21 protein-coding genes are annotated in these 23,476 nt (G+C 73.5%); 11 read left to right on the top strand and 10 right to left on the bottom strand.

The window, feature by feature from the left end:
- Positions 1-9: 9 nt before the first annotated feature.
- The 3 genes from ACGFRB_RS25980 to ACGFRB_RS25970 form a co-directional block, all read right to left on the bottom strand.
- Positions 10-822 carry an FAD:protein FMN transferase gene (locus tag ACGFRB_RS25980; RefSeq protein WP_393246420.1) on the bottom strand — a complete coding sequence of 271 codons (813 nt, stop codon included), beginning with the start codon at positions 820-822 and terminating at the stop codon, positions 10-12.
- Positions 815-1,234 carry an FMN-binding protein gene (locus ACGFRB_RS25975; protein WP_363010191.1) on the bottom strand — a complete coding sequence of 140 codons (420 nt, stop codon included), beginning with the start codon at positions 1,232-1,234 and terminating at the stop codon, positions 815-817. Before ACGFRB_RS25975 ends, ACGFRB_RS25980 begins: the two co-directional genes overlap by 8 nt.
- A 171-nt stretch (positions 1,235-1,405) precedes the next feature.
- Positions 1,406-2,773 (bottom strand): ferric reductase-like transmembrane domain-containing protein, encoded by a 1,368-nt coding sequence (locus ACGFRB_RS25970; protein WP_393246418.1) that lies wholly within the window; start codon positions 2,771-2,773, stop codon positions 1,406-1,408.
- A 328-nt stretch (positions 2,774-3,101) separates the two neighbouring features.
- Here ACGFRB_RS25970 and ACGFRB_RS25965 point away from each other — a divergent pair, with 328 nt between their 5' ends.
- The 3 genes from ACGFRB_RS25965 to ACGFRB_RS25955 all read left to right on the top strand — a co-directional run bounded on the left by ACGFRB_RS25965 (position 3,102) and on the right by ACGFRB_RS25955 (position 6,014).
- Positions 3,102-3,875: a response regulator transcription factor gene (locus ACGFRB_RS25965; RefSeq protein ID WP_393246416.1), complete on the top strand. Its 774-nt coding sequence runs from the start codon at positions 3,102-3,104 to the stop codon at positions 3,873-3,875.
- Positions 3,872-5,476 carry a sensor histidine kinase gene (locus ACGFRB_RS25960; RefSeq protein WP_393246414.1) on the top strand — a complete coding sequence of 535 codons (1,605 nt, stop codon included), beginning with the start codon at positions 3,872-3,874 and terminating at the stop codon, positions 5,474-5,476. Before ACGFRB_RS25965 ends, ACGFRB_RS25960 begins: the two co-directional genes overlap by 4 nt.
- 163 nt (positions 5,477-5,639) lie before the next feature.
- Positions 5,640-6,014 (top strand): hypothetical protein, encoded by a 375-nt coding sequence (locus tag ACGFRB_RS25955; RefSeq protein WP_393246412.1) that lies wholly within the window; start codon positions 5,640-5,642, stop codon positions 6,012-6,014.
- Between the two features lie 101 nt (positions 6,015-6,115).
- Here the strand turns inward: ACGFRB_RS25955 and ACGFRB_RS25950 are convergent, their stop codons facing one another.
- Both ACGFRB_RS25950 and ACGFRB_RS25945 read right to left on the bottom strand, forming a co-directional pair.
- Complete coding sequence (locus ACGFRB_RS25950) at positions 6,116-6,745, bottom strand: TetR/AcrR family transcriptional regulator (protein WP_393246410.1); 630 nt, start codon at positions 6,743-6,745, stop codon at positions 6,116-6,118.
- A gap of 202 nt (positions 6,746-6,947) precedes the next feature.
- Positions 6,948-7,910, bottom strand: a complete 963-nt coding sequence (locus ACGFRB_RS25945; protein ID WP_393246408.1) for a quinone oxidoreductase family protein — start codon at positions 7,908-7,910, stop codon at positions 6,948-6,950.
- Between the two features lie 275 nt (positions 7,911-8,185).
- Between ACGFRB_RS25945 and ACGFRB_RS25940 the strand changes: the two genes are divergently transcribed.
- The 3 genes from ACGFRB_RS25940 to ACGFRB_RS25930 are packed head-to-tail and all read left to right on the top strand — an operon-like array spanning position 8,186 to position 11,725.
- Positions 8,186-8,530 (top strand): metalloregulator ArsR/SmtB family transcription factor, encoded by a 345-nt coding sequence (locus ACGFRB_RS25940; RefSeq protein ID WP_361222860.1) that lies wholly within the window; start codon positions 8,186-8,188, stop codon positions 8,528-8,530.
- Positions 8,514-11,234 carry a magnesium-translocating P-type ATPase gene (gene mgtA, locus ACGFRB_RS25935; RefSeq protein ID WP_393246406.1) on the top strand — a complete coding sequence of 907 codons (2,721 nt, stop codon included), beginning with the start codon at positions 8,514-8,516 and terminating at the stop codon, positions 11,232-11,234. Before ACGFRB_RS25940 ends, mgtA begins: the two co-directional genes overlap by 17 nt.
- A gap of 56 nt (positions 11,235-11,290) precedes the next feature.
- Positions 11,291-11,725: a hypothetical protein gene (locus ACGFRB_RS25930; protein ID WP_393246404.1), complete on the top strand. Its 435-nt coding sequence runs from the start codon at positions 11,291-11,293 to the stop codon at positions 11,723-11,725.
- A gap of 149 nt (positions 11,726-11,874) precedes the next feature.
- Here ACGFRB_RS25930 and ACGFRB_RS25925 read toward each other — a convergent pair whose 3' ends face one another.
- From ACGFRB_RS25925 to ACGFRB_RS25905, 5 genes are all read right to left on the bottom strand, one after another.
- Positions 11,875-12,480 (bottom strand): hypothetical protein, encoded by a 606-nt coding sequence (locus ACGFRB_RS25925; RefSeq protein ID WP_393246402.1) that lies wholly within the window; start codon positions 12,478-12,480, stop codon positions 11,875-11,877.
- Positions 12,481-12,523: 43 nt separating this feature from the next.
- The gene (locus tag ACGFRB_RS25920) at positions 12,524-15,481 is read right to left on the bottom strand and encodes a BTAD domain-containing putative transcriptional regulator (protein WP_393246400.1); all 2,958 of its coding nucleotides are present in this window, start codon (positions 15,479-15,481) and stop codon (positions 12,524-12,526) included.
- Positions 15,478-16,002, bottom strand: coding sequence for a hypothetical protein (locus tag ACGFRB_RS25915; RefSeq protein ID WP_393246398.1), 525 nt, complete (start codon positions 16,000-16,002; stop codon positions 15,478-15,480). Before ACGFRB_RS25915 ends, ACGFRB_RS25920 begins: the two co-directional genes overlap by 4 nt.
- A gap of 330 nt (positions 16,003-16,332) precedes the next feature.
- A complete protein-coding gene (locus ACGFRB_RS25910) occupies positions 16,333-17,904 on the bottom strand; it encodes an LCP family protein (protein WP_393246396.1) in 1,572 nt (523 codons plus the stop codon).
- A 113-nt stretch (positions 17,905-18,017) separates the two neighbouring features.
- Positions 18,018-18,248, bottom strand: a complete 231-nt coding sequence (locus tag ACGFRB_RS25905; protein WP_393246394.1) for a hypothetical protein — start codon at positions 18,246-18,248, stop codon at positions 18,018-18,020.
- Between the two features lie 264 nt (positions 18,249-18,512).
- Between ACGFRB_RS25905 and ACGFRB_RS25900 the strand changes: the two genes are divergently transcribed.
- The 5 genes from ACGFRB_RS25900 (at position 18,513) to ACGFRB_RS25880 (ending at position 23,439) form a co-directional block, all read left to right on the top strand.
- Complete coding sequence (locus ACGFRB_RS25900) at positions 18,513-19,088, top strand: TerD family protein (RefSeq protein WP_363010166.1); 576 nt, start codon at positions 18,513-18,515, stop codon at positions 19,086-19,088.
- Positions 19,089-19,240: 152 nt separating this feature from the next.
- Positions 19,241-19,444 carry an antitoxin gene (locus tag ACGFRB_RS25895; protein WP_363010164.1) on the top strand — a complete coding sequence of 68 codons (204 nt, stop codon included), beginning with the start codon at positions 19,241-19,243 and terminating at the stop codon, positions 19,442-19,444.
- Positions 19,445-19,572: 128 nt separating this feature from the next.
- Positions 19,573-21,012 (top strand): FAD-dependent oxidoreductase, encoded by a 1,440-nt coding sequence (locus ACGFRB_RS25890; protein WP_393246392.1) that lies wholly within the window; start codon positions 19,573-19,575, stop codon positions 21,010-21,012.
- A gap of 124 nt (positions 21,013-21,136) precedes the next feature.
- Positions 21,137-21,490 (top strand): hypothetical protein, encoded by a 354-nt coding sequence (locus ACGFRB_RS25885; RefSeq protein WP_393246390.1) that lies wholly within the window; start codon positions 21,137-21,139, stop codon positions 21,488-21,490.
- A gap of 242 nt (positions 21,491-21,732) precedes the next feature.
- Positions 21,733-23,439, top strand: a complete 1,707-nt coding sequence (locus ACGFRB_RS25880) for a cytochrome bc complex cytochrome b subunit (RefSeq protein ID WP_393246388.1) — start codon at positions 21,733-21,735, stop codon at positions 23,437-23,439.
- The last annotated feature ends 37 nt before the right edge of the window (positions 23,440-23,476 follow it).

Raw genomic sequence — 23,476 nt, 5'->3', positions numbered from 1 at the left:
GCCCGCGCGCTACACGACCGGCGCGAAGGGAAAGTCCGCCGACGCGCGCGCCTCGCCGTCCGCCGTGACGGTCAGCAGGGCGTACCCGGGCAGCGCGGTGATCCACCGATGGGCCTCGCGCTCCCCCAGTACCACCGCCGCCGTCGCGTACACGTCGGCCCACAGCAGTTCCGGCCCGGTCACCGTCGCCGCGAGCAGTCCGGCGGCCGGGGCCCCGGTGCGCGGGTCGGTGATGTGGGCGCCGCGTTCCGCCGTCCCCGAGGTGGCGACCGCGTGGTCCCGCCCCGCCACGACCGCGAGGAGCCGCCCGGACCGGCGGGGGTCGGCGATCCCGGTGCGCCAGACGCCACCGGGGCCGGGCGCGCCGCCGACTCGTACGTCCCCGCCCGCGTTCACACAGGTGTCGCCGGCACCCGCCGCGCGCAGCACCCGCCAGGCCCGTTCGGCTGCCCACCCCTTGACCAGGCCGCAGGGATCGACCGGGCCGGCCGCCCAGGCGTCGAAGGCGCCCCGGGTGCGGCTGTGCGCCAGTTCGCACAATTCCAGCACCCGCCGTACCCGCGCCGGGGCGTCCGCCCGGCCCAGCTCGCCGCGCCGCAGCCGGCTTGTCGCGCTGTCCGGAAGGAACGGGGAGAACTCCCGGTCGGCCTCGTGCAGCAACGCCACCGCCCGGTCCAGGGCCGCCCGCAGCGCGGGCGTCGGCCGGTGCCGCAGCGTGAAGGACACGACGGTGCCCATCACCGGTTCGGCGTGCCGCCACGGCGCACCGGTGACGGGGCCCGTCGCGACACCGGCCACGGGCCCGGACCGGGCGTCAGCCATGGGCCTGGGGCCGGGTCCGGGCCTGGTCCAGCGCGCTCTGCAGGGACCGCGTATAGCCCTCGCTGGTGTACGTGGCCCCCGACACCGCGTCGACGCGCGCGCTCTGCGCGGCCAGCGTCTCGCTGGTGAGCACCGGTACCGCGTACCCGGCCGTCTCCCGGTCGCGTTCGTTCGCGAAGGGCGTCCTGACCGCGGTGGCCTCGGTGATCCGCCCGCCGCTGACGGTGATCCGTACCTGCACCGGTCCGTACCGGGTCTCCACGCTCTCCCCGGTGTACGTGCCGGAGGCCGGGGTGCCGGACCCGGACCCGGAGCCGATGACAGGTCGTACGGCCGGCTGGTGCGGCTTGAGGGCGAGCAGAGTGCAGACCCCGGCCGCGGTCACGGCGGCGGAGAGCAGCGTACGGCGCATCGAGGGCCCTTCCTGGGACGTCCGGCGGCGAGCGGACCAAAAAGCGAAGACGGGGGCGGAAACGGGAACGGAAAGGGGAAAGCGACCGGGAGCGGGACCCCTGGGTCGGGCACGCGGACGCGTCCGCGGACCGGAGCTGGATCGGGCTCGGACTCCGACTCGGGGTCGCTGTCAGAAGGCGAAGGATTCGTGGTGGATCCGGCGGGCGGGCACGCCTGCCGCGCGCAGGGCCGCCTCGGCCGCCGCCGTCCAGCCGGGCGGGCCGCACAGATAGCAGACCCGGCGCGCGAGGTCGGGCACCAGCTCGTGCAGGGTGCGGGCGTCCAGCGGCAGCCGGTGGCCTTCCGGCCGGGTCACCGAGTAGTACGCGCGGGCGCCGCGCCATGCCGCGATGGCGTCGATCTCGTGCCGCAGCACCAGTTCCTCCGGCCGCCGGGCCCAGTGGACGAGTACCGGATCGCCCGGAAGCGTCTCGAACAGCGTCCGCAGCGGGGTGATGCCCACCCCGGCCGCCAGCAGCAGCGCGGGCCGGCCCGCCGCCCGGTCGCCGGTGAGGGCCCCGTACGGCCCCTCGGCCCACACCCGGGTGCCGGGGCGCAGCGCGGCGAGCGCCGCGCTGTGGCCGCCCACCGCCTTCACCGTGATCCGCAAGCCCCGCCCGTCGGGGACGGCGGAGACGGAGTACGGCGAAGCCGTCCACCACAGCCCCGGGGCCAGGAACCGCCAGCGGAAGAACTGGCCGGGGCGTACGGCGAGTTCCGCCAGACGTTCGCCGGTGACCAGCACCGACACCACGCCCGGCGCCTCCGGCCGGACCTCCGCGACCCGCGGCCGGTGCCGCCGGTACAGGCGCAGCGGTTCGAGGAGCCGGAACCAGACGATCAGCGCTGCGGCTGCCCCGTACAGCGCGTACCAGGCCGCCCCCACCGCCGGCCGGCCGAGGTCGGCACCGTTCCCGATCTGGTGCCCGAAGCCGAGGAAGACCGCGGCGTAGGTGAGCAGATGCAGGTGGTACCAGGTCTCGTGGCTCAGCCGGCGCCGGGCCGCGCGCGCCGAGACCGCCGCCGTGAGGAGCAGGAGCAGCAGCGCGGCGGTCGCCGCGAGCATGTCGGGATAGTGCAGGACCACCCGCGCGCTCTCGGTGAACGGGTCCGTCCGCACGGTCAGCGCGTACCCCTCGATGATCAGCACCACGTGGGCGAGCATCAGTCCGACGGTGTGGCGGCCCGCGGCGGCGTGCCAGCGGGCCAGCCGGTCGGTGCCCAGCGTGCGGTCGAGCAGCGGCACCCGGGCCATGAGGATCACCAGCACCGCGCAGGCGTACCCGGCGAGCAGACCGGTGATCCGGCCCGCGCCGGTGAACCAGCCGACCGGTCCCACCACCGAGGGGGTGTCGGCCCACCACAAGGCGAGCACCGCCGCCGCCCCGGTCCAGATCAGTGTCTGGAACGCGACCGTCACGGCCGGTGCCGCGTCGGCGCCCGGGCCGGTGCGGTGCCGGCCGGACCGGCACCCGGTCGGGGCGATTTCCGTGATCACGTCCACTCCCTCGCGGTCTCGTCGGGTGTCGTCGGGTGCCGCCCGGTGTCGGACACCGGGGGCTCCCCCACTGTGGAACGCGAACCTCTGAGGATCTTCTGAAGGGTTCGACAAGGGGGTCTGAGAAGGGGGCCCGAGATGGGGATCTGCCTCAAGGGCTTCCGGAGGGGGCTGCCGCGGGCGGGCGCGGAGGCTCCGGTCGGGGGCCGCCTGGCGCCGCGCGGGCAGGAGGCTCCGGCCGGCTCCGGCCGCGCGTGTCGCTTCAGAGGAGACTCAGAGGCACCGTGCCGCTCACGCGCCCGGCACCGTCGGGCATGCTGGGAGCACCATGAACCACCCGCCGATACGCACCGAGGTCCCGCTCCGCCCCGACGGCACCCGGCCCCGTGTACTGGTCGTCGACGACGAGCCGGACCTCCGCGAGGTCCTGGCCGCCGCTCTGCTCGCCGAGGGCTGGGAGGTGCGCACCGCCGGCACGGCCGCCGAGGCCGCCTCGGCCGGGGCGGACTTCGGGCCCGACGCCGTGGTCCTCGACTGGATGCTCCCCGACCACGACGGCCCGCACGTGCTGGCCGGACTCCGGGCGGCCCGGCCGGGGGTGTGCGTGCTGTTCCTGACCGCGCGGGACGCCGTCGAGGACCGGATCGCCGGGATCACGGCGGGCGCCGACGACTACGTCACCAAGCCGTTCAGCCTCGAAGAGGTGCTGGCCCGGCTGCGCGGGCTGCTTCGCCGGGCCGGACTCGCCGGTACGGGCACCGGGACCGCCACGGGCGCCGACGGAGTCCAGGGGAGCGGGCCGCGGCTGGCGATCGCCGACCTCGTCATGGACGAGGAGGGCCGCGAGGTCACCCGGGGCGGCCGGCCCGTCGAGCTGACCCGTACCGAGTTCGAGCTGCTGCGCTTCCTCCTGCTCAACCAGCGCCGGGTGCTGTCCAAGGGACAGATCCTGGAACACGTCTGGCAGTACGACTTCGGAGGACGCGCCCACGTCGTCGAGCTGTACGTCAGCTATCTGCGCAAGAAGATCGACGCCGGCCGCTCCCCGCTCATCCACACCGTGCGCGGGGTCGGCTACGTGCTGCGCCCCGAACGGCGATGACGCCGACACCACCGGGCCGGCGCTCCCGGCTCCGGGGCCGGTTCGGGTCCTGGCTCCGGTTCCGGTTCCGGCCGCCGCGCTCGCTGCGCGCCCGGCTCACCGCCGGTCTCGTCGTCCTCCTCGCCCTGGCCTGCGGCGTGGTCGGCCTGGTCACGGCGGTCGCCCTGCGGAGCTTCCTGATCAGCCGGCTCGACCAGCAGGTCGTGGCGGGTGGCGGGCGGTTCGCGGTCAGCCTCGAACACGAGCACCGGCCCGACGCCGACAACACCGACGACGCCGCCAGCCTCGGCGACACCCGGGGCCAGGCCGACGGGACCTTCGGCGCCCGGGCGCTGGGCGATCGGGTCGACCGCGCCGTCGTGGTGCGCGGCGCGAGCGACGTCACGGTGCCGCTGACCGCCGCCGACACGAGGGCGCTCACCACCCTGCCCCCGGACGCCCGGCCCCGCACCCTGCGCCTCGGCCACCTCGGCGCGTACCGGGTGGCCGCGTGGAGCGGCGACGACGGCGACGTCCTGCTGTCGGGGCTGCCGCTGCACCCCGTCGAGGAGACGGTGGACCGGCTCGTGGCGGTGGAGACGGCCGTGTTCGCGATCGTCCTCACGGCCGCCGGAGTGACGGCCGCCGCGTGGACCCGTCTCTCGTTGCGCCCTCTCGAACGCCTGGCCGCCACCGCCGACGAGGTGACCGGACTGCCGCTGGCGGCGGGACAGGTCGCCATGCCGGCGCCGCTGCCCGAGACCCGGACGGGGACCGAGGCGGGCCGGCTGACCGGGGCGTTCAACCGGATGCTCGGCCATGTCGGCGACGCCCTGGACCGCCGCCATGTGGTCGAGGAGCGGCTGCGCACCTTCGCGGCCGACGCGGGGCACGAGCTGCGTACCCCCGTGGCCACCGTGCGCGCCCGGGCCGAACTCGTCCTGCGCGGCCACGGCGACACCCTGCCCGACGACGTCCGGCACTCGCTGGAACGCATCGAGGCCGAGTCGCGCCGGATGAGCCTGCTGGTGGACGAACTGCTCCTGCTCGCCCGGCTGGACGCGGGCCGCGGCCTGCGGCGGGACGACGTGGACCTGACCCGGGTGGTCCTCGACACGGTGGCGGACGCCATGGCCCGGCACCCCGGGCACCACTGGGAACTCGAACTCCCCGAGGAACCCGTCCATGTCGCCGGCGACGAGGACCGTCTCCACCAGGTACTCGCCAACCTGCTGGCGAACGCCGGTCTGCACACGCCGGCCGGGACCCGGGTCACCGTCGCCCTCGATGCCGATGCCGATGCCGGTGCCGGTGCCGGTGCCGGCACCGACGGCGGCTCGGAGGACGGTGCGGCGGGTGTCGTCCTGACCGTCACCGACGACGGCCCGGGCATCCCGGCCGAGTTGCTGCCCGGGGTCTTCCGCCGGTTCACCCGGGGCGACTCCCCGCGCTCGCGCGCGAGCGGCTCGACCGGCCTCGGCCTCGCGCTCGTGGACGCGGTGGTCCGCGCCCACGGTGGGCGGGCGACGGTCACCAGCCTGCCGGGCCGTACAAGCTTCACCCTCCGGCTGCCCGCGCCGGACGCGGCCCGGGTGCCGGCTTCGGTTCCCCCGCGCGTCTGAGAGCTCCCCGTACAACCGCAGGAGACGGCCCCCACGGCCGAGCGGGCGACGGCACGGGACCGGTCGGATGACGCAGGGGCTCGGGGTCCGGTCCTGGCTCCGGGGTCCGGTGCCGGGCTCCGGTCCCTTCCAGTCCCTTCGGCCGGCATGAGACCGTCCGACCATGCCGAAGAGAACGAGTGGGTTCGACGCTGCCTTGGCCGAGGCTTCGGATCCTTCCTGGGTTCGCCGGGCGCGGGCCGGGCGTGTCCTCGCCGCCTTCGCCGATGTCCCCGAGGCCGCCGACGCGCTGGTGCGGCTCCTGCTGGACGCCGAGGACACGGCCGTGACACCCGAGACGGCCAGAGCTCTGGCCGGCACGGGGACCAAGGCCGCCGCCGGGCTCGTCGCCCTCGCGTTCGCCGAGGCCGGCGACGACCAGGCGGACTGGCTCGCGACCGGTGTGCACGACGCGCTCGTGGACGGTGGGCCCGAGGTCGCGGCGGTCTGCGGACAGCTCGTCGAGGACCGGGAGGAAGCCGTCCGGCGGGGTGCCTGAGGGGTCCCTGTCCGGAGGGGGTACCAGAGATCGCCCCGCGTCGGGTCTCTCGCGGATACGCGCTGTGGCCACGGCCGGCCAAGTCGCGCGTCGGACGCGGATCAGGCCGTGGCGGCCGGCCGGGGCGGTCGGGCCGGGGCGGCTGCCGCGCCGCCGAGGTGTGCGATGCCCTCGTCCAGCGCGGCTTCCAGGTGGTCCATGACACCCGTCGTCAGGAAGATCATCACTCCGCCCTGGACTCCGGCCAGCAGAGCCGCCGCCGCGCGATCGGCGTCAAGTCCGGGCCTGATCTCGCCGATGCCCTGCATGGAGCGGATGCCCGCGGCCAGTTGGGACTGCCACTGGCCGATCAGCTCGCCCGCCACCGTCCGCGCGGCGTCCGTGGTCGCCCGCAACTGTGACAGCGCCACGTGCAGCGGGCAGTCCCCGCCCTGCGCGCGATAGCGGGCGACGACCTTGTCCCGCCACTCCCACCAGGCGGTCCAGGAGACGAGCGAGCCCAGTTCCGGCTGCTGGTCGTCGATCACGCGGGCCGCCTCGTACCGGGCCACCTCCAGCAGCAACTCGTCCTTTCCACCGGGGAAGTAGTGGAACAGCTGGCTCTTGCTGGTCGACGTGCGGCCCATGACGTCCTCGAGCCGCAGGCTGAATACCCCTTGGCTACGGATCTCCAGGGCGGCTCCTTCGACGATGCGCCTCTTGGTCTCGACGCCCTTCCGGGTCAACTGCACGGCACTTCCTCCCTGGAGGGCGCCCTCACCGCCGGTCGGCGGACGGCGGGTCCGTCGCGATCGGCGTGCGCGGGCGTCCGGTGACGAGCGCGGAATCAAGGAACGGGTGGAGTCGCTCGGCGGTTCCCCGGCCGGCCTCGGAGGGGCGAGGCCGGCCGCCGGGGCCGGGGCCGGGGCCGGCCCCGAGGACCGCGAGCACCGGTCAGGGCAGGAGCAGCAGCTTCCCGGTGGTCCTGCGCGACTCGATGTCCCGGTGCGCCCGCGCCGCGTCCGCCAGGGGGTAGCGGCCCCCGATCCGTACGGTCAGCTTCCCGTCGAGGAGCATGTCGAACACCTCTCCGGTGTGGCGGACCAATGCCTCACGGGTCGGAACATGGTGCTGGACCACGGGGTAGGTGAGCAGGATGCTCTGGGGCAGGTCGGTGGGCCTGATCTCCGGCACACCCATGAAGGGGCCGTAGTAGGCGTGCACCCCATGCGGGCGCAGCGACAGCTGCGAGGAACGAAACGTCGCGCTGCCACCGCCGTCGTAGACCACGTGCGCGCCCTGGCCGCCGGTCAGTTCCCGTACCTCGTCCTCGAACCCGCCACCCGACCGGACCAGGACGTGATCGGCTCCCGCCTCCTTGGCGATGGCGGCCTTCTCCTCGCGGGAGACCAGGCCGATCACCGTACCGCCGCGCGCCTTGATCATCTGGGTGAGCAGCAGGCCCACCCCGCCGGCCGCCGCGTGCACCACGGCCGTGTCGCCGGGGCGGACGGCGTACGAAGCGGTGGTGAAGTGATGGGCGGTGAGGCCCTGGAGCATCACGGCCGCCGCGGTCTCGTCCGCGATGCCTTCGGGCACCTTCACCAGGGAGTCCACGGGGACGGCGAGGAGTTCCGCGTAGCTACCCGGGTGGTAGTACCAGGCCACCCGGTCTCCGACCGCGAGGCTGTCGACCCCCTCCCCGAGAGCGACGACGTACCCCATCCCCTCGGCTCCCAGGACCAGCGGGGCGACCCAGCCGGGGGTGCCCTGCTCGCGGGCTCCCGTGTCCATGAAGTTCACGCCCGCCGCCCCGAGCCGGACCAGCGCCTCACCGGGGCCGGCCACCGGGTCGGGCAGCTCGGTCCACCGCATCACCTCGGGACCGCCGTGCTCTTCGATGCGGATCGCGTGCATGATTCGTACCTCTCTCTGTACGGGAAACAGGGGTCCGAGCGCTCTGACGAGGACTGTAGGCAGCGGCGATTGGACCCGCGAGTCCAAAGAGAGGGGCGGTCGTCCGCGTGCGGGCGGGGCCGCCCCGCGGGCCGACCGCGAAGCCCGCGCCGGGCCCGCCGGGCAGACGGCGGCGCGGCCGGGCACCGCGCCGGGCGGCCCTCCCCGGCCGTGATCCGGCGGGGCAGGCCCTAGACTGGGGGTTTTCGGGCCGGGCATGGGAGAGGTGAGCCGTGGTGGCGGCAGACGCGGGCGGCTACGCGGATCCTCCCGCCGAGGTACTGGCGGAGGCCGCCGCCGCGTTCGGACTCCTGTCGTCCCCCGCGCGGTTGCACATCGTATGGGCGCTGGCGCAGGGCGAGAGCGATGTGACGGGGCTCGCGGAGCGGGTGGGCGGCGCCCTGCCCGCGGTCAGCCAGCATCTGACCAAGCTGAAGCTGGCGGGCCTGGTGCGCTCGCGGCGTGAGGGCCGGCGGCAGGTCTACTACGTGGACGACCCCGACGTGGTGACGGTGGTGCGGGTGATGGTGGGTCAGCTCAGCGCCCGCACGCTGGTGCGGCTCCGTGGCACCGGTGCCTGAGGCGACCGTTCCCGACCCCGCCGTCACCGGTCCCGGCCCCGGCCCCGGTCCCGCCGCCGACCCCGGCCTCGGTCGCGGCCCGGGTCACGGCGCGAGGTCCGTTCCGGACGGCCCGGCGGCCGGGTCCGGCAGCATTGCGGCCGAGCCCGGCGCCGTACCGGCCGGCGACGAGGCGTTCACCGTGCACCGGCTGATGCGCCGGCTGGACAGCGGACCGCGCGGGCTGACCGACGAGGAGGCGGCGCGGCGGCTGGCCCGGTACGGGGAGAACATCCTGCCCGCCTGGCGGCCGGTGTCCCGGCCGCGCCGCTTCGCGCGCAGCCTGCGCGACCCCTTCACCGCCGTCCTGCTCTGCCTCGGCCTGATCTCCACGGCCGTCGCCGCCTGGAGCACGGGCGGGGTGATCCTCATCCTGGTCATGGTCAGTTGTCTGCTGCGGTCGGGCGGCGAGCACCGGGCCGACCGGGCCATGGCCGCGCTGCGCGCGTCGGTGGCGACGACCGCGACCGTGCTGCGCCGTCCCGGGCCCGACGGGCCGGCTCCGGCGCCCCGGGAGATCCCGTCCGCGGAGCTGGTGCCGGGCGACATCATTCGGCTGGGCCCCGGCGATCTGGTGCCGGCCGACGTACGGCTGCTGCGCGCCGGCGGGCTGCGCGTCCACGAGGCGGCGCTCACCGGCGAGTCGGCGCCGGTCGCCAAACACCCGCTCGACGCCCCGGACCACGCGGACCTGGTGCCCTTCGCCGAGCCGCATCTGTGCTTCCTCGGCACCAGCGTGGCGTACGGGAGCGCGACCGCCGTGGTCGTGGCGACGGGTGCCCGTACCCGCTACGCCTCGGCCCACCGGGACCGGGCGGCCGCCCGGCGCCGGGACAGCGCCTTCGACCAGGCGGTCCACGGCATCTCCTGGACCCTGGTCCGGTTCATGCTGCTCACCCCGCCGCTCGTCCTCCTGGCCGGCGCGGCGCTGCACGGCCGCGGTCTGGAGACCCTGCCGTTCGCCGTCGCGGTGGCGGTCGGGCTGACTCCGGAGATGCTGCCCGTCGTGGTGACGACGGTGCTGGCCCGCGGCGCCGCCCGGCTGGCGCGCGGCCACAAGGTGATCGTGAAACAGCTGCCGGCGCTGCACGACCTGGGCGCCGTCGACGTCCTGTGTCTGGACAAGACGGGCACCCTCACCCAGGACCGGCCCGTCGTCGCGCGCAGTGTGAACGCGCGCGGGGAGGACGATCCCGAGGTCCTGCACTGGGCCGCCGTCAACGCCTGGTGGACGCTCCAGCTCGCCGAACTGCCCTCCCCCGACGCCCTCGACGAGGCGGTCCTGGACGCCGCCGGCACGGACGTCCCCCTGCTCGACTGCGACGGTGTGGCGGCGCTGCCCTTCGACGCGGTACGCCGTCTCGCGACCGCGGTCGTACGCCGTCCCGGCCGGCTCGGCACCCACACCCTGGTGGTCAAGGGCGCCGTGGAGAACGTTCTCGAACGGTGCGCGCTGGACGGCGACACCCGCGAGCGTCTCCTCGGGCTCGCCGGGCAGGAGGCGGCCACCGGTGCCCGGCTGCTCGCCGTGGCCCTCTCCGAACGCCCGGCCCGCCACCGGGACTACACCCCGGCCGACGAACGGGGCCTCGCCTTTCTCGGGTTCGTCGTCCTGCGCGACGCGCTCGCCCCGACCGCGGCCGAGGCCCTCGGCAGTCTGGCCCGGCGCGGGGTGGCGGTGCGGATCCTGACGGGAGACCACCCGGGCACCGCCGCCCACGCCTGCCGCGAACTCGGCCTCGATCCGGGCGTGGTGCGCACCGCCGAGGATCTCAGGCGGCTCGACGACGCCGCGCTCGCCGAGGCGGTGCGGCACACCACGGTCTTCGCGCGCTGCACACCCGAGCACAAGGCCCGTATCGTCACCGCCCTGCGTGCCCAGGGACTGGTCACCGGGTTCCTCGGCGACGGCGCCAACGACGTGCCCGCCCTGCGCGCGGCGGACGTCGGCATCTGTCCGCAGGGGGCGGTGGACGTCGTTCGGGAAACGGCGGACGTGGTCCTCGCCGAGAAGGATCTGGCGGCGGTCGAACACGCGGTCACGGCGGGCCGGCTGTGCGGCGGGACGATCGGCGGCTATCTTCACATCACCCTGTCCTCGAACGTCGGCAACGTCCTCGCGATGCTCGCCGCGGCGCTCCTGCTGCCCTTCCTGCCGATGCTCCCGGCCCAGGTCCTGGTGCAGAACCTGTGCTTCGACGCAGCCCAGCTGGCCTTCGCCTACGACCGCCCCTCCCCGGTGGCGCTCCGGCGCCCGGCCCGGCTGCGGCCCCGTGGATTCCTCCGCTTCCTCACCGGTTTCGGGCTGCTCAACGCGACGGCCGATGTGGCCACGTTCGCCATCCTGTTCCTGAGCACCAGGTCGGCGGACGACCTCCAGGACGCCTTCCACTCGGGCTGGTTCACCGAGAATCTGCTCACCCAGGCCCTGGTGATGATCCTGCTGCGCGGAGTCCCCGGCGCGCGCGGCGCCTCCGGCCCGGTGCGCCGCGCGGCCGCGGTCCTCGCCCTGGTCGGGGTGCTGCTGCCGCTGACGCCACTGGGGCCGATGCTCGCCATGACCCCGCCGCCCGCGCTGTACTACCTGCTGCTGGGTATCGTCCTCGGCCTGTACGCGACGGCGCTGCGCCTCGCCCGGGCCCGCTACGACCGGAAGCGGTGCTGAGAGCGATCCCGTACAAGGATGCGAGCCGGAGGTTGGTCTGACGGTACGGTCGACGGGTGGAGTCGAAGAGCGGAAGCGAATGCCCGCTGCACGGGAACGGTGCGTTTCCTGACTACCTGGTCGGACGCCGTCTTGAGCAAGTGGTCGCCTCGTGGCACCTGCACGGCTCGGAGGCTCCATCCGGCCCACTGGACGTGTGGCTGATCGACAGCGAGACGGTCGCCACGCGCATCACGACCGGTTCGGACTGGTGCGTGATCGTAGAGACGTCGAGGCCTTTCGCGGGATACGACATGGCGGAATCCGGCCGCGTCGAGGTGGCGGCGACCAGCGGGGAGACTCCGTTCGCGGATCACCTCGGCGATACGGTGCTCGCAGTCAGCGAGGAGAGCTGCCCGGACAGCGGGCGGCGCGTGCTGGAGATCACCTTCGACTCCGGCCGTGTCCGGTGTGAGACCTGGTCCGGCGGCCTTCGCCTGTCCAGCAAGTGATCAACAGACCGGTCACGGCGAGAATCGGGCCGGTGCGTCGTCCTCGGACGACTGGGCCCTCACTGTCGGCACCGCCCCACCGAACACCGGCGCGGCGCCGGAAGGGGTGGCGCCGCGCCGGTCCGGGTGGGTCAGGTGGAGCGGGTGGGTCAGCGGTCGAAGCTGACCGAGCTGGCCTGGTCGTTCATGGCGTCGCCGACGTAGGGAACGTTGCCGCGGAAGGTCTGGCTGAAGCCGATGAAGTTGGCGTGCTGGTAGAGCGTGACGTCGCACTGGCCGGAGGCGGTGGAGCTGGCCAGGTCGTTCCAGCCCGAGACCATGCTCGCGAACTCCGGGTAACGCCAGCCGCAGCCGACAGTGCCCGAGTAGGTGAGGGACGAGCCGCCGAAGTCCTTGTCGCTGTAGAGCGTGCCGAGGACCCTCGACTCGCCCTGCAGGCCGGCCTCCGAGTTCTTGGCGAGCTTGAGACCGTGTTCACTCCGCGGACCGCTGAGGCGTTCCTGGAGCTTCGTGTCGTGTGCGGCGGCCCGGGTGTCGTCGGGGGCGTCGGTGACACGGCCCTGGGTCGCGAACGCGATGGCCTCCCGGTAGGTGGGGAAGCAGGACACGGTGCCGTTGCCGGTGTCGGCCACGCAGTGCCGCCCGGGCGTGGTGGGCACGTACGTGGGCTCCTGGGCGACGGCGGGCGAGGCGACGGCGGCCACGGTGGCCAGGGTGCCCAGACCGAGGGCGACGAGGGTACGAACGGGCTGCATGGAAGTTCCTCCTGAGACGGTGTGCGGGGCAGCTCCTGCTGCGTCACAGAGACTGCCGGTCCGCGTTCACCGGTCGATAAACGGTGCTGCCGCCCCCCGCGTTCAGCAGCCCGCGGATCTGCTCGACGTCCTGCTCGGCCCGCAGCCCCTCGAAGAGTTCCAGGGCGGCCCGCAGGCAGGCGCCGGCACGGGCCCGCTGTCCGAGGTGGAGGAGGCTGCGGCCGAGCGTCCGGAGCAGGCCGCCCTCCAGCATCGCGCTGACCTTGCGGGCCAGCGGCAGGAACGTCTCGGCGGTCCGCGCCGCGAGCGCGTACCGCTCCTGGTCGGCGTGGAGTTCGGCGATCAGGTTGCCGGACGCGGCCTCGAAGGAGGAGACGTTGAGGGCGCGGAAGAGTGCCAGGCCCGCCTCGGCCCGGCGCAGGGCCTCGTCCGGGTCCCCACACAGGCGCAGGACCCGGGCCAGGTAGTACAGACCGATGGCCTTGGACACCGATTCCCGGCCGCCGAGCAGTTCCACCCCGCGCTCGGCCGCCGTTCTGGCCTCGGAAAGACGGTCCTGCCGGGCGTAGTTGAAGGCCAGCTCGCCCAGCGCGGTGCCCTCGGCGGTCGCCGCGCCCAGCGTCCGGAAGAGCCGCACCGACGCCTCCCCGTGGGCGACCGCCTCCTCGAAGCGGCCGCGCACCCGGGCGTGGGCGCACAGCGTGAGGTGCGCCGAGGCGCGCAGCCGCAAGTCGGCGTCCGGGGCGCACAGTTCCAGGCTGCGGTGGAGTTCGGCCTCGGCTTCGGGGAAGGAATTGGCGTGCCACAGGGCGTTGCCCCGGACGTAACGTGCCAGCGCCTCGGACGGCCGGTCGCCTCGCCGCGCGGCGACCTCGGCGACGTGCCGGGCCTGTTCCGACACCTCCGTGAGGTGGGTGATGCCGGAGAGCACGGTGTTGAGCCGGTCGACGAGATCGGCGGCCTGGGGCAGCGGCAGACCCTCGTCGACGCACGCGCGGGCGATCAGCGCCCGTTGCAGGGCGGTCTCCTCGCGCATCCAGTCGGTGGCCTCCTGGGCGGTGGCGAAGGGCAGCCCCGGGGAGGCCGGTGCGATGTCGATGAGCGTGCGCTCGTCCGGCTCGGCGGAGTGCGCGACCGCGTCGGCGTTGCGAGCGGTGGCGAGGCAGAAGTCCAGCAGACCGGCGAGGGCGCGGGTCGTCGTGCCGGTGGAGTCCCGGCGGGCGCGCTGGGCCCGGGCGAAGGCGCGGACGAGGTCGTGAAACTGGTAGCGGCCCAGATGGTGCGACTCCAGCAGATTGAGTTCGACGAGGGATTCCAGGAGCTCCTCGGCCTCGTCGGTGCCCAGCCCCAGCAGGGCGGCCGCGCTCGGCAGGGCGAGGTCGGGGATCTCCGGTACGGACAACAGCCGGAAGGCGCGGGCCTGTTCGGGAGTGAGGGTGGTGTACGAAAGCTCGAAGGCGGCGTCCACGGCGGCGTCGCCGGTGCGCAGTTCGTCGAGGCGTCCGCGTTCGTCCGCGAGCCGCCGGACCATGTCCGCGAGCGGCCGGCCGGGTTCGGCCGCCAGCCGGGAGGCGATGATCCGCAGGGCGAGCGGCAGATGTCCGCAGGCTGCCACGAGCGCGACGGCGGCCTCCGGTTCGGCGTCCACGGCGTGATCGCCGACGGTCCGCCGCAGCAGGCCGAGGGCGTCCTCGGGCGGCATGACGTCCAGTCGCAGATGGTGTGCCCCGGCCAGACCGGTGAGCCAGGAGCGGCTGGTCACCAGGACGGCACAGTCGGCACTGCCGGGGATCAGCGGTCTGAGCTGTTCACAGGAGGCCGCGTTGTCCAGCAGCAGAAGCATCCGGCGGTCGGCCATCAACGTGCGATAGAGCGCGACGCGTTCGTCCGCGTCCTCGGGGACGTCCTCGTCGGCGATGCCCAACTCCCGGAGGAATCCCTCCAGTACGTGGTGCGGGTGCAGGGGATCGGCGTCGGCGCCGCGCAGATCCACGTACAGGCGCCCCTCCGGGAAGGCGCTCTCGTCGAGCCCGTGGGCGGTCTGTACGGCGAGCGCGGTCTTCCCGACGCCCGCCATGCCGTTGACCGCCGAGAGGACGACGGCCGAGGCGGTCGGCCGGGCCAGCAACGCGGTGAGCTCGCGGAGTTGCTCGCCGCGCCCGGTGAAGCCGGGTACGGGCGAGGGGAAGGCGCCGTCGGAGCGCGGTGCGCGGGGCCCGGGGCCGGTGGTGTCGGGAAGGCTCAGGGCGGGGTCGGAGCGCAGGATCCGCAGGTGCAGCGCGGTCAGTTCGGCGCCGGGCGCGGTACCCAGGTACCGCCGGGTGTCCTCGAGGACGCCCAGCGCCTCCGCCTGGCGGCCGGAGCGGTACAGCGCCAGCATCTGCACCGCGCGCAGCGGCTCACTGGCCGGGAACTCCATGACGCAGGTGCCCGCTTCGGCGGCGAGCTGGGGCCGGTCGCCGAGTTCGGCGTCGAGACCGAGCCGGGCCTCCAGCAGGGACCGCCGTACCTCTTGAAGGCGGACGCGCAGGTTGCGGGCGTGGGGTCCGTGGAGTCCGGCCAGCGGCTCGCCCGTCCACAGATCCAATGCTCCCGCGAGGATGTCGCGGGCCTGCCCGGCGGTGCCCCCGGCGGCCCGCACTTCCTCGGCCCGCGCCTGGGCGCGCTCGAAGGTCCAGAGGTCCACGGCACAGGCGGCGGCGCGCAGCGCGTAGCCGTCGCCGACGGTGACGAGCACCGGCTCGGCGGTGTGCCGGGCCAGGGCCCGGCGCAGCCGCCACACATGGGTACGGACCGAGTGCGCGGCGCGGGCCGGCCGGTCACCCTCGTCCCATACGGCCTCCACGAGCAGCGGCAGCGACACCACCCGGCCGGCGGCGGCCAGCAGTACCGCGAGCACCTCGTGCGAGCGAGGCTGCCCGAGGCCGACCGGCACGCCGTCGCACCAGGCCCGCACCGGGCCGAGCAGGGCGAATCCCAGTCCCGGGGCGGGGTCGTTCACCGGGCGGCGGGGGCGCCGCAGGGGAACTGAAGGCCGTAGGTCGCCGACCAGAGCGGGACCAGATAGGGGGCCTCGCTGTCGGTCCCCGACAGGATGTACATGCCGCCGTCGGAACGGAGAGCGAGCTTGGTCCACGGCATGTGGAGGCAGTCCGCGTTGCCGGTCCGGCTCTGCCAGAGCGCGCCGCCGTTCGGGGCGGTGACGACGAGGTTGCCGTCGGTGCGCAGTTCGGCCTTGTTGCCGGAGCCCGTGGTCCCGGAGTGCCAACGCAGCTGCGGGTCGGTGCCGTTGGCGCCGGTGGTGTAGAGGGCGAGGTCGCCGTCCTGCTGCATGACGAGGCGGGTGTTCCCGGAGGAGAGGGCCGCGCCGGAGGCCAGGGTGCCACCGTTGACGAGGGTGTCGGAGGGTGCGGCGGGGGTGGCGGCGCGGGCCGTGGCATGAGTGGCCAGTAACCCCGCGGCTGCGAGGAGCGTGGCGACCGCGGTGCGGGTGACAAGCGAGCGATTCGTTCTCGGCGACATCGCGAGACCTTTCCGTTGGGATGGATTGTCCTTGGCGGACCGGTCTCGACTGTCGAGGATGCCACTGCATAAACGATCAACAGCCCATAAACGAACAATCGAGGCGGGCATGCCGGGGCGGGGCGATGGTCTTCCGTCCGTACGTGCCGCCCCTCGCCCCCACCGGCGGCGGGTACGGAGCATGGCCCACGGGCCGTCACACCCGGGCACACCCCGACAGGCCGCCCCGGCGCTGAACTCCGGCCGGACGGCGCTCCTTTCCGGACTCGGACACGGACAGGAGCGCGGGAAGGGGCAGCGGCACCGGCACGGACACGCCCCCGGGACGGATCAGCCGTACGAGAGATCGGCGCACGGGTCGTCGGCCGCGGAGCGGGTGTCCTCGGGCGGCACCGTACTCGCCGGGGCTCCCGACGGGGCAGGATCGACGGGGGCGTCGGGGTTGTCGGCGTAGGACCGGCCGAGGGTGACGGTGATGCCCGCCGTGTCGACGGGCCGCAGTTCGGCTGTGGCGAAGTGCCGGGCGACCGCCTTGGCTTCGGCTGCACGGCCGGGCCCGTACTCGACGACGGTGAGGGGATGGTTCTGGGTCACCGCGGTGGCCGTCCGGGTGACGGTGTATCCGGCGGAGCGGAGCATCTCGGCGGCGTGGGCGGCGAGTCCGGTCGTCCGGGTGCCGTTGAGGACGGCGACGGCGACCCCCCGGCCGGACACCGGGGCGGGGGCCGAGGTGTCCCGGGCGGAAGGGCGACCACTGTCCGCACCACCGGCGGCCATTCCGCCGCTGCCATTGCCATTGCCGTGGCCGTTGCCGTTGCCGTTGCCGTTGCCGTTGCCGTTGCCGTTGAGGGGGCGGTCGGCCCTGAGGGCGGCCCAGAGCGCGTCGGCCTCCGATCGTACGATCGCGACGCGCGCGCCCTGGTAGCGCCAGGGAAGCGTGACGAACGTGGTGTCGTGCAGGTCGATGCCCTTCATCGACATCGCGAAGTCGATGAGCTTCTCCGCCGAACCGAGTCCGGGGTCGACGGTCAGCGCCCCCGTCGCCGCCTCGGCGAGCGGAAGCAGCTTGGTCGGGGTGAGACCGTCGCTCTTGATTTTCTTCAGCAGGGCGGCGACAAAGGCTTGTTGGCGCTTGATGCGACCGATGTCGGAGCCGTCGCCGATGCCATGCCGCAGACGCACGTAGTCCAGGGCCCGCCGGCCCGAGACGGTCTGCTCCCCCTTGGCGAACACCAGCGCGCCCGGTGCCGTCAGGTGCGGGTCGAGGTCCCTCTGGTGGACGTCGACGGGCAGGCACACCCGGACGCCGCCGACGACCTCGGTCAGGGCCGCGAAGCCCTTGAAGTCGACGACGACGGTGTGGTCCACCCGCAGACCGGTGAGCTTCTCGACGGTGTTCTGCGTACAGGCGGGGTTGCCGGTGGCGGTCTGCCCCACGGTGAAGGCCGAGTTGAACATGACCTCGGCCCGCGGCGGCGTCCAGGTGCCGTCGGGGAGCCGGCACGGCGGGATGTCGACGAGGGTGTCGCGGGGGAAGGATACGGCCACGGCGTGCCGCTGATCCGCGTACACATGGAGCAGGAACGTGGTGTCGGAGCGGCCGATGTCGGCCCGGTTGCCGCCGCCGAATGCGCTGTTGCCGTCGGTCCGCGCGTCCGATCCGATGACGAGGACGTTCTGCCCCTGGACACCGGCGGAGGGACGGTCGCCGGAGATCCCGTCGGAACCGAACGTGGCGATGTCGCCGGTGACTTGAAGGTAGATCCAGCCCATACCGGAGACCGCGAGCACCAGCAGGGTCGTGGCCATCGCGAGCAGCCGCCCGCCGCGCAGCCGACCGGTCCCGTTCGACCGGGACCCGGCGGCGCGACGCCTCCGCGGGGGATGGTGCTTGCCAGTCATCGGTACGCCTTCACTCGTCCGGCCGATACAGAAGGGGACGAGTGGTTCGTCCATATGGTTTCCCCATGGTGTGTCTTGGCAAGGTTAGGCCACTTGGGGGTGGACGTGTCCGCTTACGGGCTGGCCGGGTCGTATCCGTAACGGGGCGAAGCGTCCGCATCTCCCGGGTCCAACCGGTAGACATGCAGGGCCTCGACACGTACGCCGGCTCCCCCTTCCGCGGCTCCGATCTCGTCGACCTCACAGGGATACGTCACCTGCAGGATGGGTGGCCGGCCCATCACCGTCACGCACAGGCCGTGCGCGGGACCACCGAAGAGCAGCGCTTTCTCCTGGTCCGTCATGTACTCCCCCTCCGAGATTACTTCACGGCTTGCGCAACCATTGAACTAAGGACAGGGCCACCGCGCCACCCCCCGTCACCCCTGTGAACATCCATCCCGGCCGCACCAAAGGCGATGACGGCGAGTTCGCGGAACCCTCGCCCGTCTGGCGGGGTGCCCTCACACTTCACTGATTGCGCAGGTCGGGGAACTGTGACGGTAGCCTCTGCGTTGCAGCAGATGACAGGCCGAATCCGGCATGAATCCGACAACGGAGGAAGAACAGTGGGCGTTACCCTGGCCAAGGGCGGCAACGTATCCCTCAGCAAGCAGGCCCCCGGCCTGACCGCCGTCGTGGTGGGCCTGGGCTGGGACGTACGGACGACCACCGGCGCCGCGTACGACCTGGACGCGTCCGCCCTGCTGTGCGACGCCTCCGGGAAGGTTCTTTCGGACCGTCACTTCGTCTTCTACAACAACCTCACCAGCCCGGACGGCTCCGTCGAGCACACCGGTGACAACCTCACCGGCGAGGGCGACGGCGACGACGAGTCGGTCAAGGTGAACCTCGCCACTGTCTCTCCCGACGTCGCCAAGATCGTCTTCCCGGTGTCGATCCACGAGGCCGAGAGCCGGGGCCAGAGCTTCGGCCAGGTCCGCAACGCCTACATCCGCGTCGTCAACCAGACGGACGGCCAGGAGATCGCCCGCTACGACCTGTCGGAGGACGCCTCGACGGAGACCGCGATGGTCTTCGGCGAGCTGTACCGGCACGGCACGGAGTGGAAGTTCCGCGCGGTCGGCCAGGGTTACGCCTCCGGTCTGCGCGGTATCGCCATGGACTTCGGCGTCAACGTCTGACCCCGTCCCCTCCCGCGCGCTCGGCGTCGGCCACCTGTCACCACCAGGGCCGGCGCCGTCCGCGTCGCCCGCCCGCCCCAACCGGCGGCCGGCCGCCCGGCTTTGCCAGGCGACGCACCACAACCCCCCTCACCGGAAGGAAAGCTGGCCACGTGTTCGACAATCTGAAGGGCCTCAAGGACAAGGCACTGGAGTTCGCCGCCGAGCACGGCGAACTCGTCTCCCAGGGACTGGAAAAGGCTGCCGACGTCGTCGACGAGAAGACCGACGGCAAGTACAGCGACAAGATCGACACCGGCGTGGAGAAGGCCAAGGACTTCATCGAGGGCCTCGGCGACCAGCGCTCCTCGCACTGATTTCCGGTCGGTGACAAGCGAGTGATCACCACGATACGGGGTATCTCGGGCGGGCCTCGGTCCCGGCCGTGACCCGCCCGACAGGGCTCGCTAGGCTCCCTCCGCAACACGACGCGAGAGGGAGCTCAATGGCGCGAGTCGCGGTGATCGGCGGAGGAATCAGCGGGCTGGGAACGGCCCTTCTACTCGGACGGCGGGGCCACCCGGTCACGTTGTTCGAGCAGGACACCCGACAGGCCGCGAAGGACCCGGACGGGGACTTCTTCGACTGGCACCGGCCCCGCGTCCCCCAGGCGGTCCAGCCCCACTCGCTCCTCGCCCCGGTACGCACCGTGCTGCTCGACGAGGCCCCCGACGTCTACGCGGACCTGCTGGCCCGGGGAGCCCGCGAGTACCACGACTTCGACTGGTTCGACGCCCATCCGCCGCACCGGGCCGGCGACGAGGACCTGGTGACCCTGCGGACCCGCCGGATCGTGCTGGAGGCCGCCCTGACCTCGGCCGTACGACGGGAGCCGGGCGTCGAGGTACGGCGGGGCCTCCGGGTGGACGCCCTCGCCTTCGCCCCCACGCCCACTCCCGCGTCCGTACCGACACTCGCGCCCGCTCCCACTCCCCCGCCCGCTGCCGGGAGAGACGGCGTCCCCCGGGTCATCGGTGTCCGCGTCGGTACGGAGACCCACCGGGCGGACCTCGTCGTCGACACCTCCGGCCGCCGCTCCCCCGTACCCCGCTGGCTGACCGCCGCCGGCTGCCGCCCGCCCGTGGTCGAGAGCCACCGCACCGGGATCGCGTATCTGTGCCGGTGGTACCGGCTGCGGCCGGACGGCCCGCGCGATCCGGGGCGGGTGAAGACCGGCTCGGCCGCGGCGTTCGCGCTCGGCGGCGTCTTCCCGTCCGACAACGACACCTTCGCGGTGAGCATGGTGCTGGCCACGGGGGATCCGTCCCGCGGCGCGCTCACCGACCCCGCCGTCTTCGAGGCCGCCGCCCGCCGCTTCCCCGCCTGCGCCGCCTGGCTCGACCTGGATCCCGAACCCTGCTCGGACGTCCTCGCGATGGCCGGACTGGACAATCGCTGGACGTCGCTCGCCGACGACGCCGGGCCGGTCGTCACCGGTCTGATCAACGCCGGGGACAGCATCGTCCACACCAACCCCACCTTCGGCCACGGCGTGGCCCTCGGCCTGCTCGCCGCCCGGCACGTGGCCCTCCACGCCGACGAGATCGCGGCCGATCCGGCCGGCTACCACGCGTGGACGGTCCAGGCCCTCCGCCCGTGGTTCGACACGCAGGTGACGTCCGATCGGACGGCCGGCCTGCGGCTTGCCGACAGCGCACCGCTCTCCGACCGGCGGGCCGCCGCCCTCGCCGCCTGCGCGTTCGACGATCCGGTCGTCATGCGGGCCCGGGCCCAGGCCCGTCATCTCGTATGCCCGCCCAAGGAGGCCTACGGCACCGACGAGATCGAGCGGCACCTCACCGCCTGGCTCGCCGACCGCCCGGACTTCGAACCCCGGCACGACGGCCCGACCCGGGACCAGTGGGACGCGCTCCTGCCCGCCTGAGGTCCGGACGGTCCGCCGCCTCGCCGGCCCGGTCCACCTGCCCGGTCCTGGCGGTCGCACCCAGGACCCGGGCGGGCCCGGCCCTGATCGCCCCGGAGAGGAACAGGCGGCTAGGGTCCCGCTCATGACGCGTCTGAAGATCGAGATATCCGTCCCCGCGAGTCATGTGGAGGCTGTGGCCGACGCCCTGGACACGGCCGGAGCGGGGCGGGTCGGGGCCTACGCGCGCTGTTCCAGCGGGTGGCGGGTGACCGGCAGCTGGCAGCCGCTGCCCGGGGCCCTGCCGTACGACGGCCAAGTGGGCGTCGTCCAGTACGCGGAGGAACGCCGTATCGAGTCGGTCTGCGACACGGAGCAGGCCCGCGCGGTCCTGGAGGCCGTCCGGGCGGCGCACCCGTACGAGGAACCGGTGATCCACTTCCTGCCGCTGTACGAACCGGAGGAGTCGAGGGGGCCTCAGGAGCCGTACGAGTCGTAAGGACCTCAGGGGCCGGGCGAACGGCACGAACGGCACGGACCGCGGGGGCACGGGAACCGGGGATCCCCCCGGCCCGGCCGGCGCGCGTGGCGCGCGTGCGGGTTTTTCCCTCACGCGGCCCAATGTCCGGCGCGCCCGATCCGCCGGAGCGGGCCCGGGCGGCAGGGTCGGCACCGTGGCCGCCGCCGGGGGCGGCCCGGCAGGCGCAGGACGCCTGGAGCGGCGGATCGTCAGGAGTCGGCATGTCCCTTCGCAGGCACCGGACCCGCTGGAACGACCGCGCCAAGGCGGCCGCCGTCCGCGGCTACGCCGCCGCCGACGGCCGCCTCCCGATCAGCGAGATCGCCCGTGCCGCGCTGCGCAAGGCGTTCCCCGACCACTGGTCGTTCCTGCTGGGCGAGATCGCCCTGTACGCGTTCCTGGTGCTCCTGCTCACCGGCGTCTATCTCACCCTGTTCTTCGACCCGAGCATGGTGGAGACCGTCTACGCCGGCCCCTACCGGCCGCTCCAGGGGCAGCCGATGACCCAGGCGTACACGACGACCCTGCGGCTGAGCATCGAGGTGCGCGGCGGGCTGCTGATCCGTCAGGTGCACCACTGGGCGGCGCTGGTGTTCGTCGCCGCGATCGCCACGCACATGCTGCGGGTCTTCTTCACCGGCGCGTTCCGCAAACCCCGGGAGGCGAACTGGACGCTCGGCGTCACCCTGTTCATCCTCGCGTTGCTGGAGGGGTTCGCCGGCTACTCGCTGCCGGACGATCTGCTCTCGGGGACCGGCCTGCGCACCGCGGCCACCATCGTGGGGTCGGTCCCGGTGGTCGGCACGTATCTGGAAATGATGCTGTTCGGCGGCCAGTTCCCGGGGCAGGTGGTCATCCCTCGGCTGTATGTGCTCCATGTGCTGCTGGTGCCGGCCCTGCTCGTCGCCGTCGTCACGGCCCATGTCCTGCTGGTCTTCTATCTCAAGCACACTCACTGGGCGCTGCCCGGACACACCAACCGCAACGCGGTGGGGCGGCCGATGGTCCCGCACTTCGCGGCGAAGTCCACCGGCCTGTTCCTGCTGGTGTTCGCGGTGCTCACGGGCATGGCCGCAGTGGCCCAGATCAACCCCGTGTGGCATTACGGGCCGTACCGGCCGGACCAGGTGTCGGCCGGTTCGCAGCCCGACTGGTACGTGGGGTTCCTGGAGGGCGCGCTGCGGCTGATGCCGGCGTGGAACACCGTGGTCGCGGGGCACACCATCATGTGGAACGTGTTCGTGCCCGCCCTGCTGCTTCCGGGCCTGCTGTTCACGGGGCTGCTCTGCTATCCGCTGATCGAGAAGTGGGCGACCGGCGACCGTGCCGAGCACCATCTGTGCGACCGGCCGCGCAACCGCCCGGTACGCACCGGGATCGGCGTCGCGGGCATCGTCTTCTACGCGGTGCTGCTGCTGGCGGGCGGCAACGACCTCCTCGCTCTCGTCTTCGACGTCGAGATCGAGGCGGTGACCTGGGTGCTCCGGGTCGCGCTCGTCCTCGCGCCGCTGCTGGCGTTCGCCGTCACCCGGCGGCTGTGTCTCGCCCTGCAGGCGGCGGACAAGCGGCGGCTGGCCGAGGGCGACAAGACCCGGGAGGTGCGGCAGGCGGTGCACGGCGAGTTGTCGGGGCGGCACCGTGCTCTCCCGCCCGCCGAGCGGTACCGGCTGCTGGTGCGGGAGACGCAGGAGCCGGTGACGCTGCCGGAGCAGGGCCCGGTGCCCCGGCGGCTGCGGCTGCGGGCCGCGCTGAGCCGGTTCCTGCTCACCGACCGGGTGGAGCTGCCGGCCCAGGAGACCGAGCGGGTGGCGGTGGCGGAGCGGACGGCGCCGCCGCGCTGGGACGACTCCCGGGGAATCGAGGGGCGCGGGGGATCCGGGGGTGCGGAGCCCGGCGAGGGCGACCGTACGGCGGTACGCACCGACTGAGCCCCGCTCCGGGCCTGTTCAGGTCACGTTCCGGTCC

It is taken from the genome of Streptomyces sp. NPDC048718, from assembly GCF_043198875.1.
GTDB lineage: Bacteria > Actinomycetota > Actinomycetes > Streptomycetales > Streptomycetaceae > Streptomyces.
Note: the sequence above shows the minus strand (reverse complement) of the source record. Positions and strands in the feature narration are given on the sequence as shown.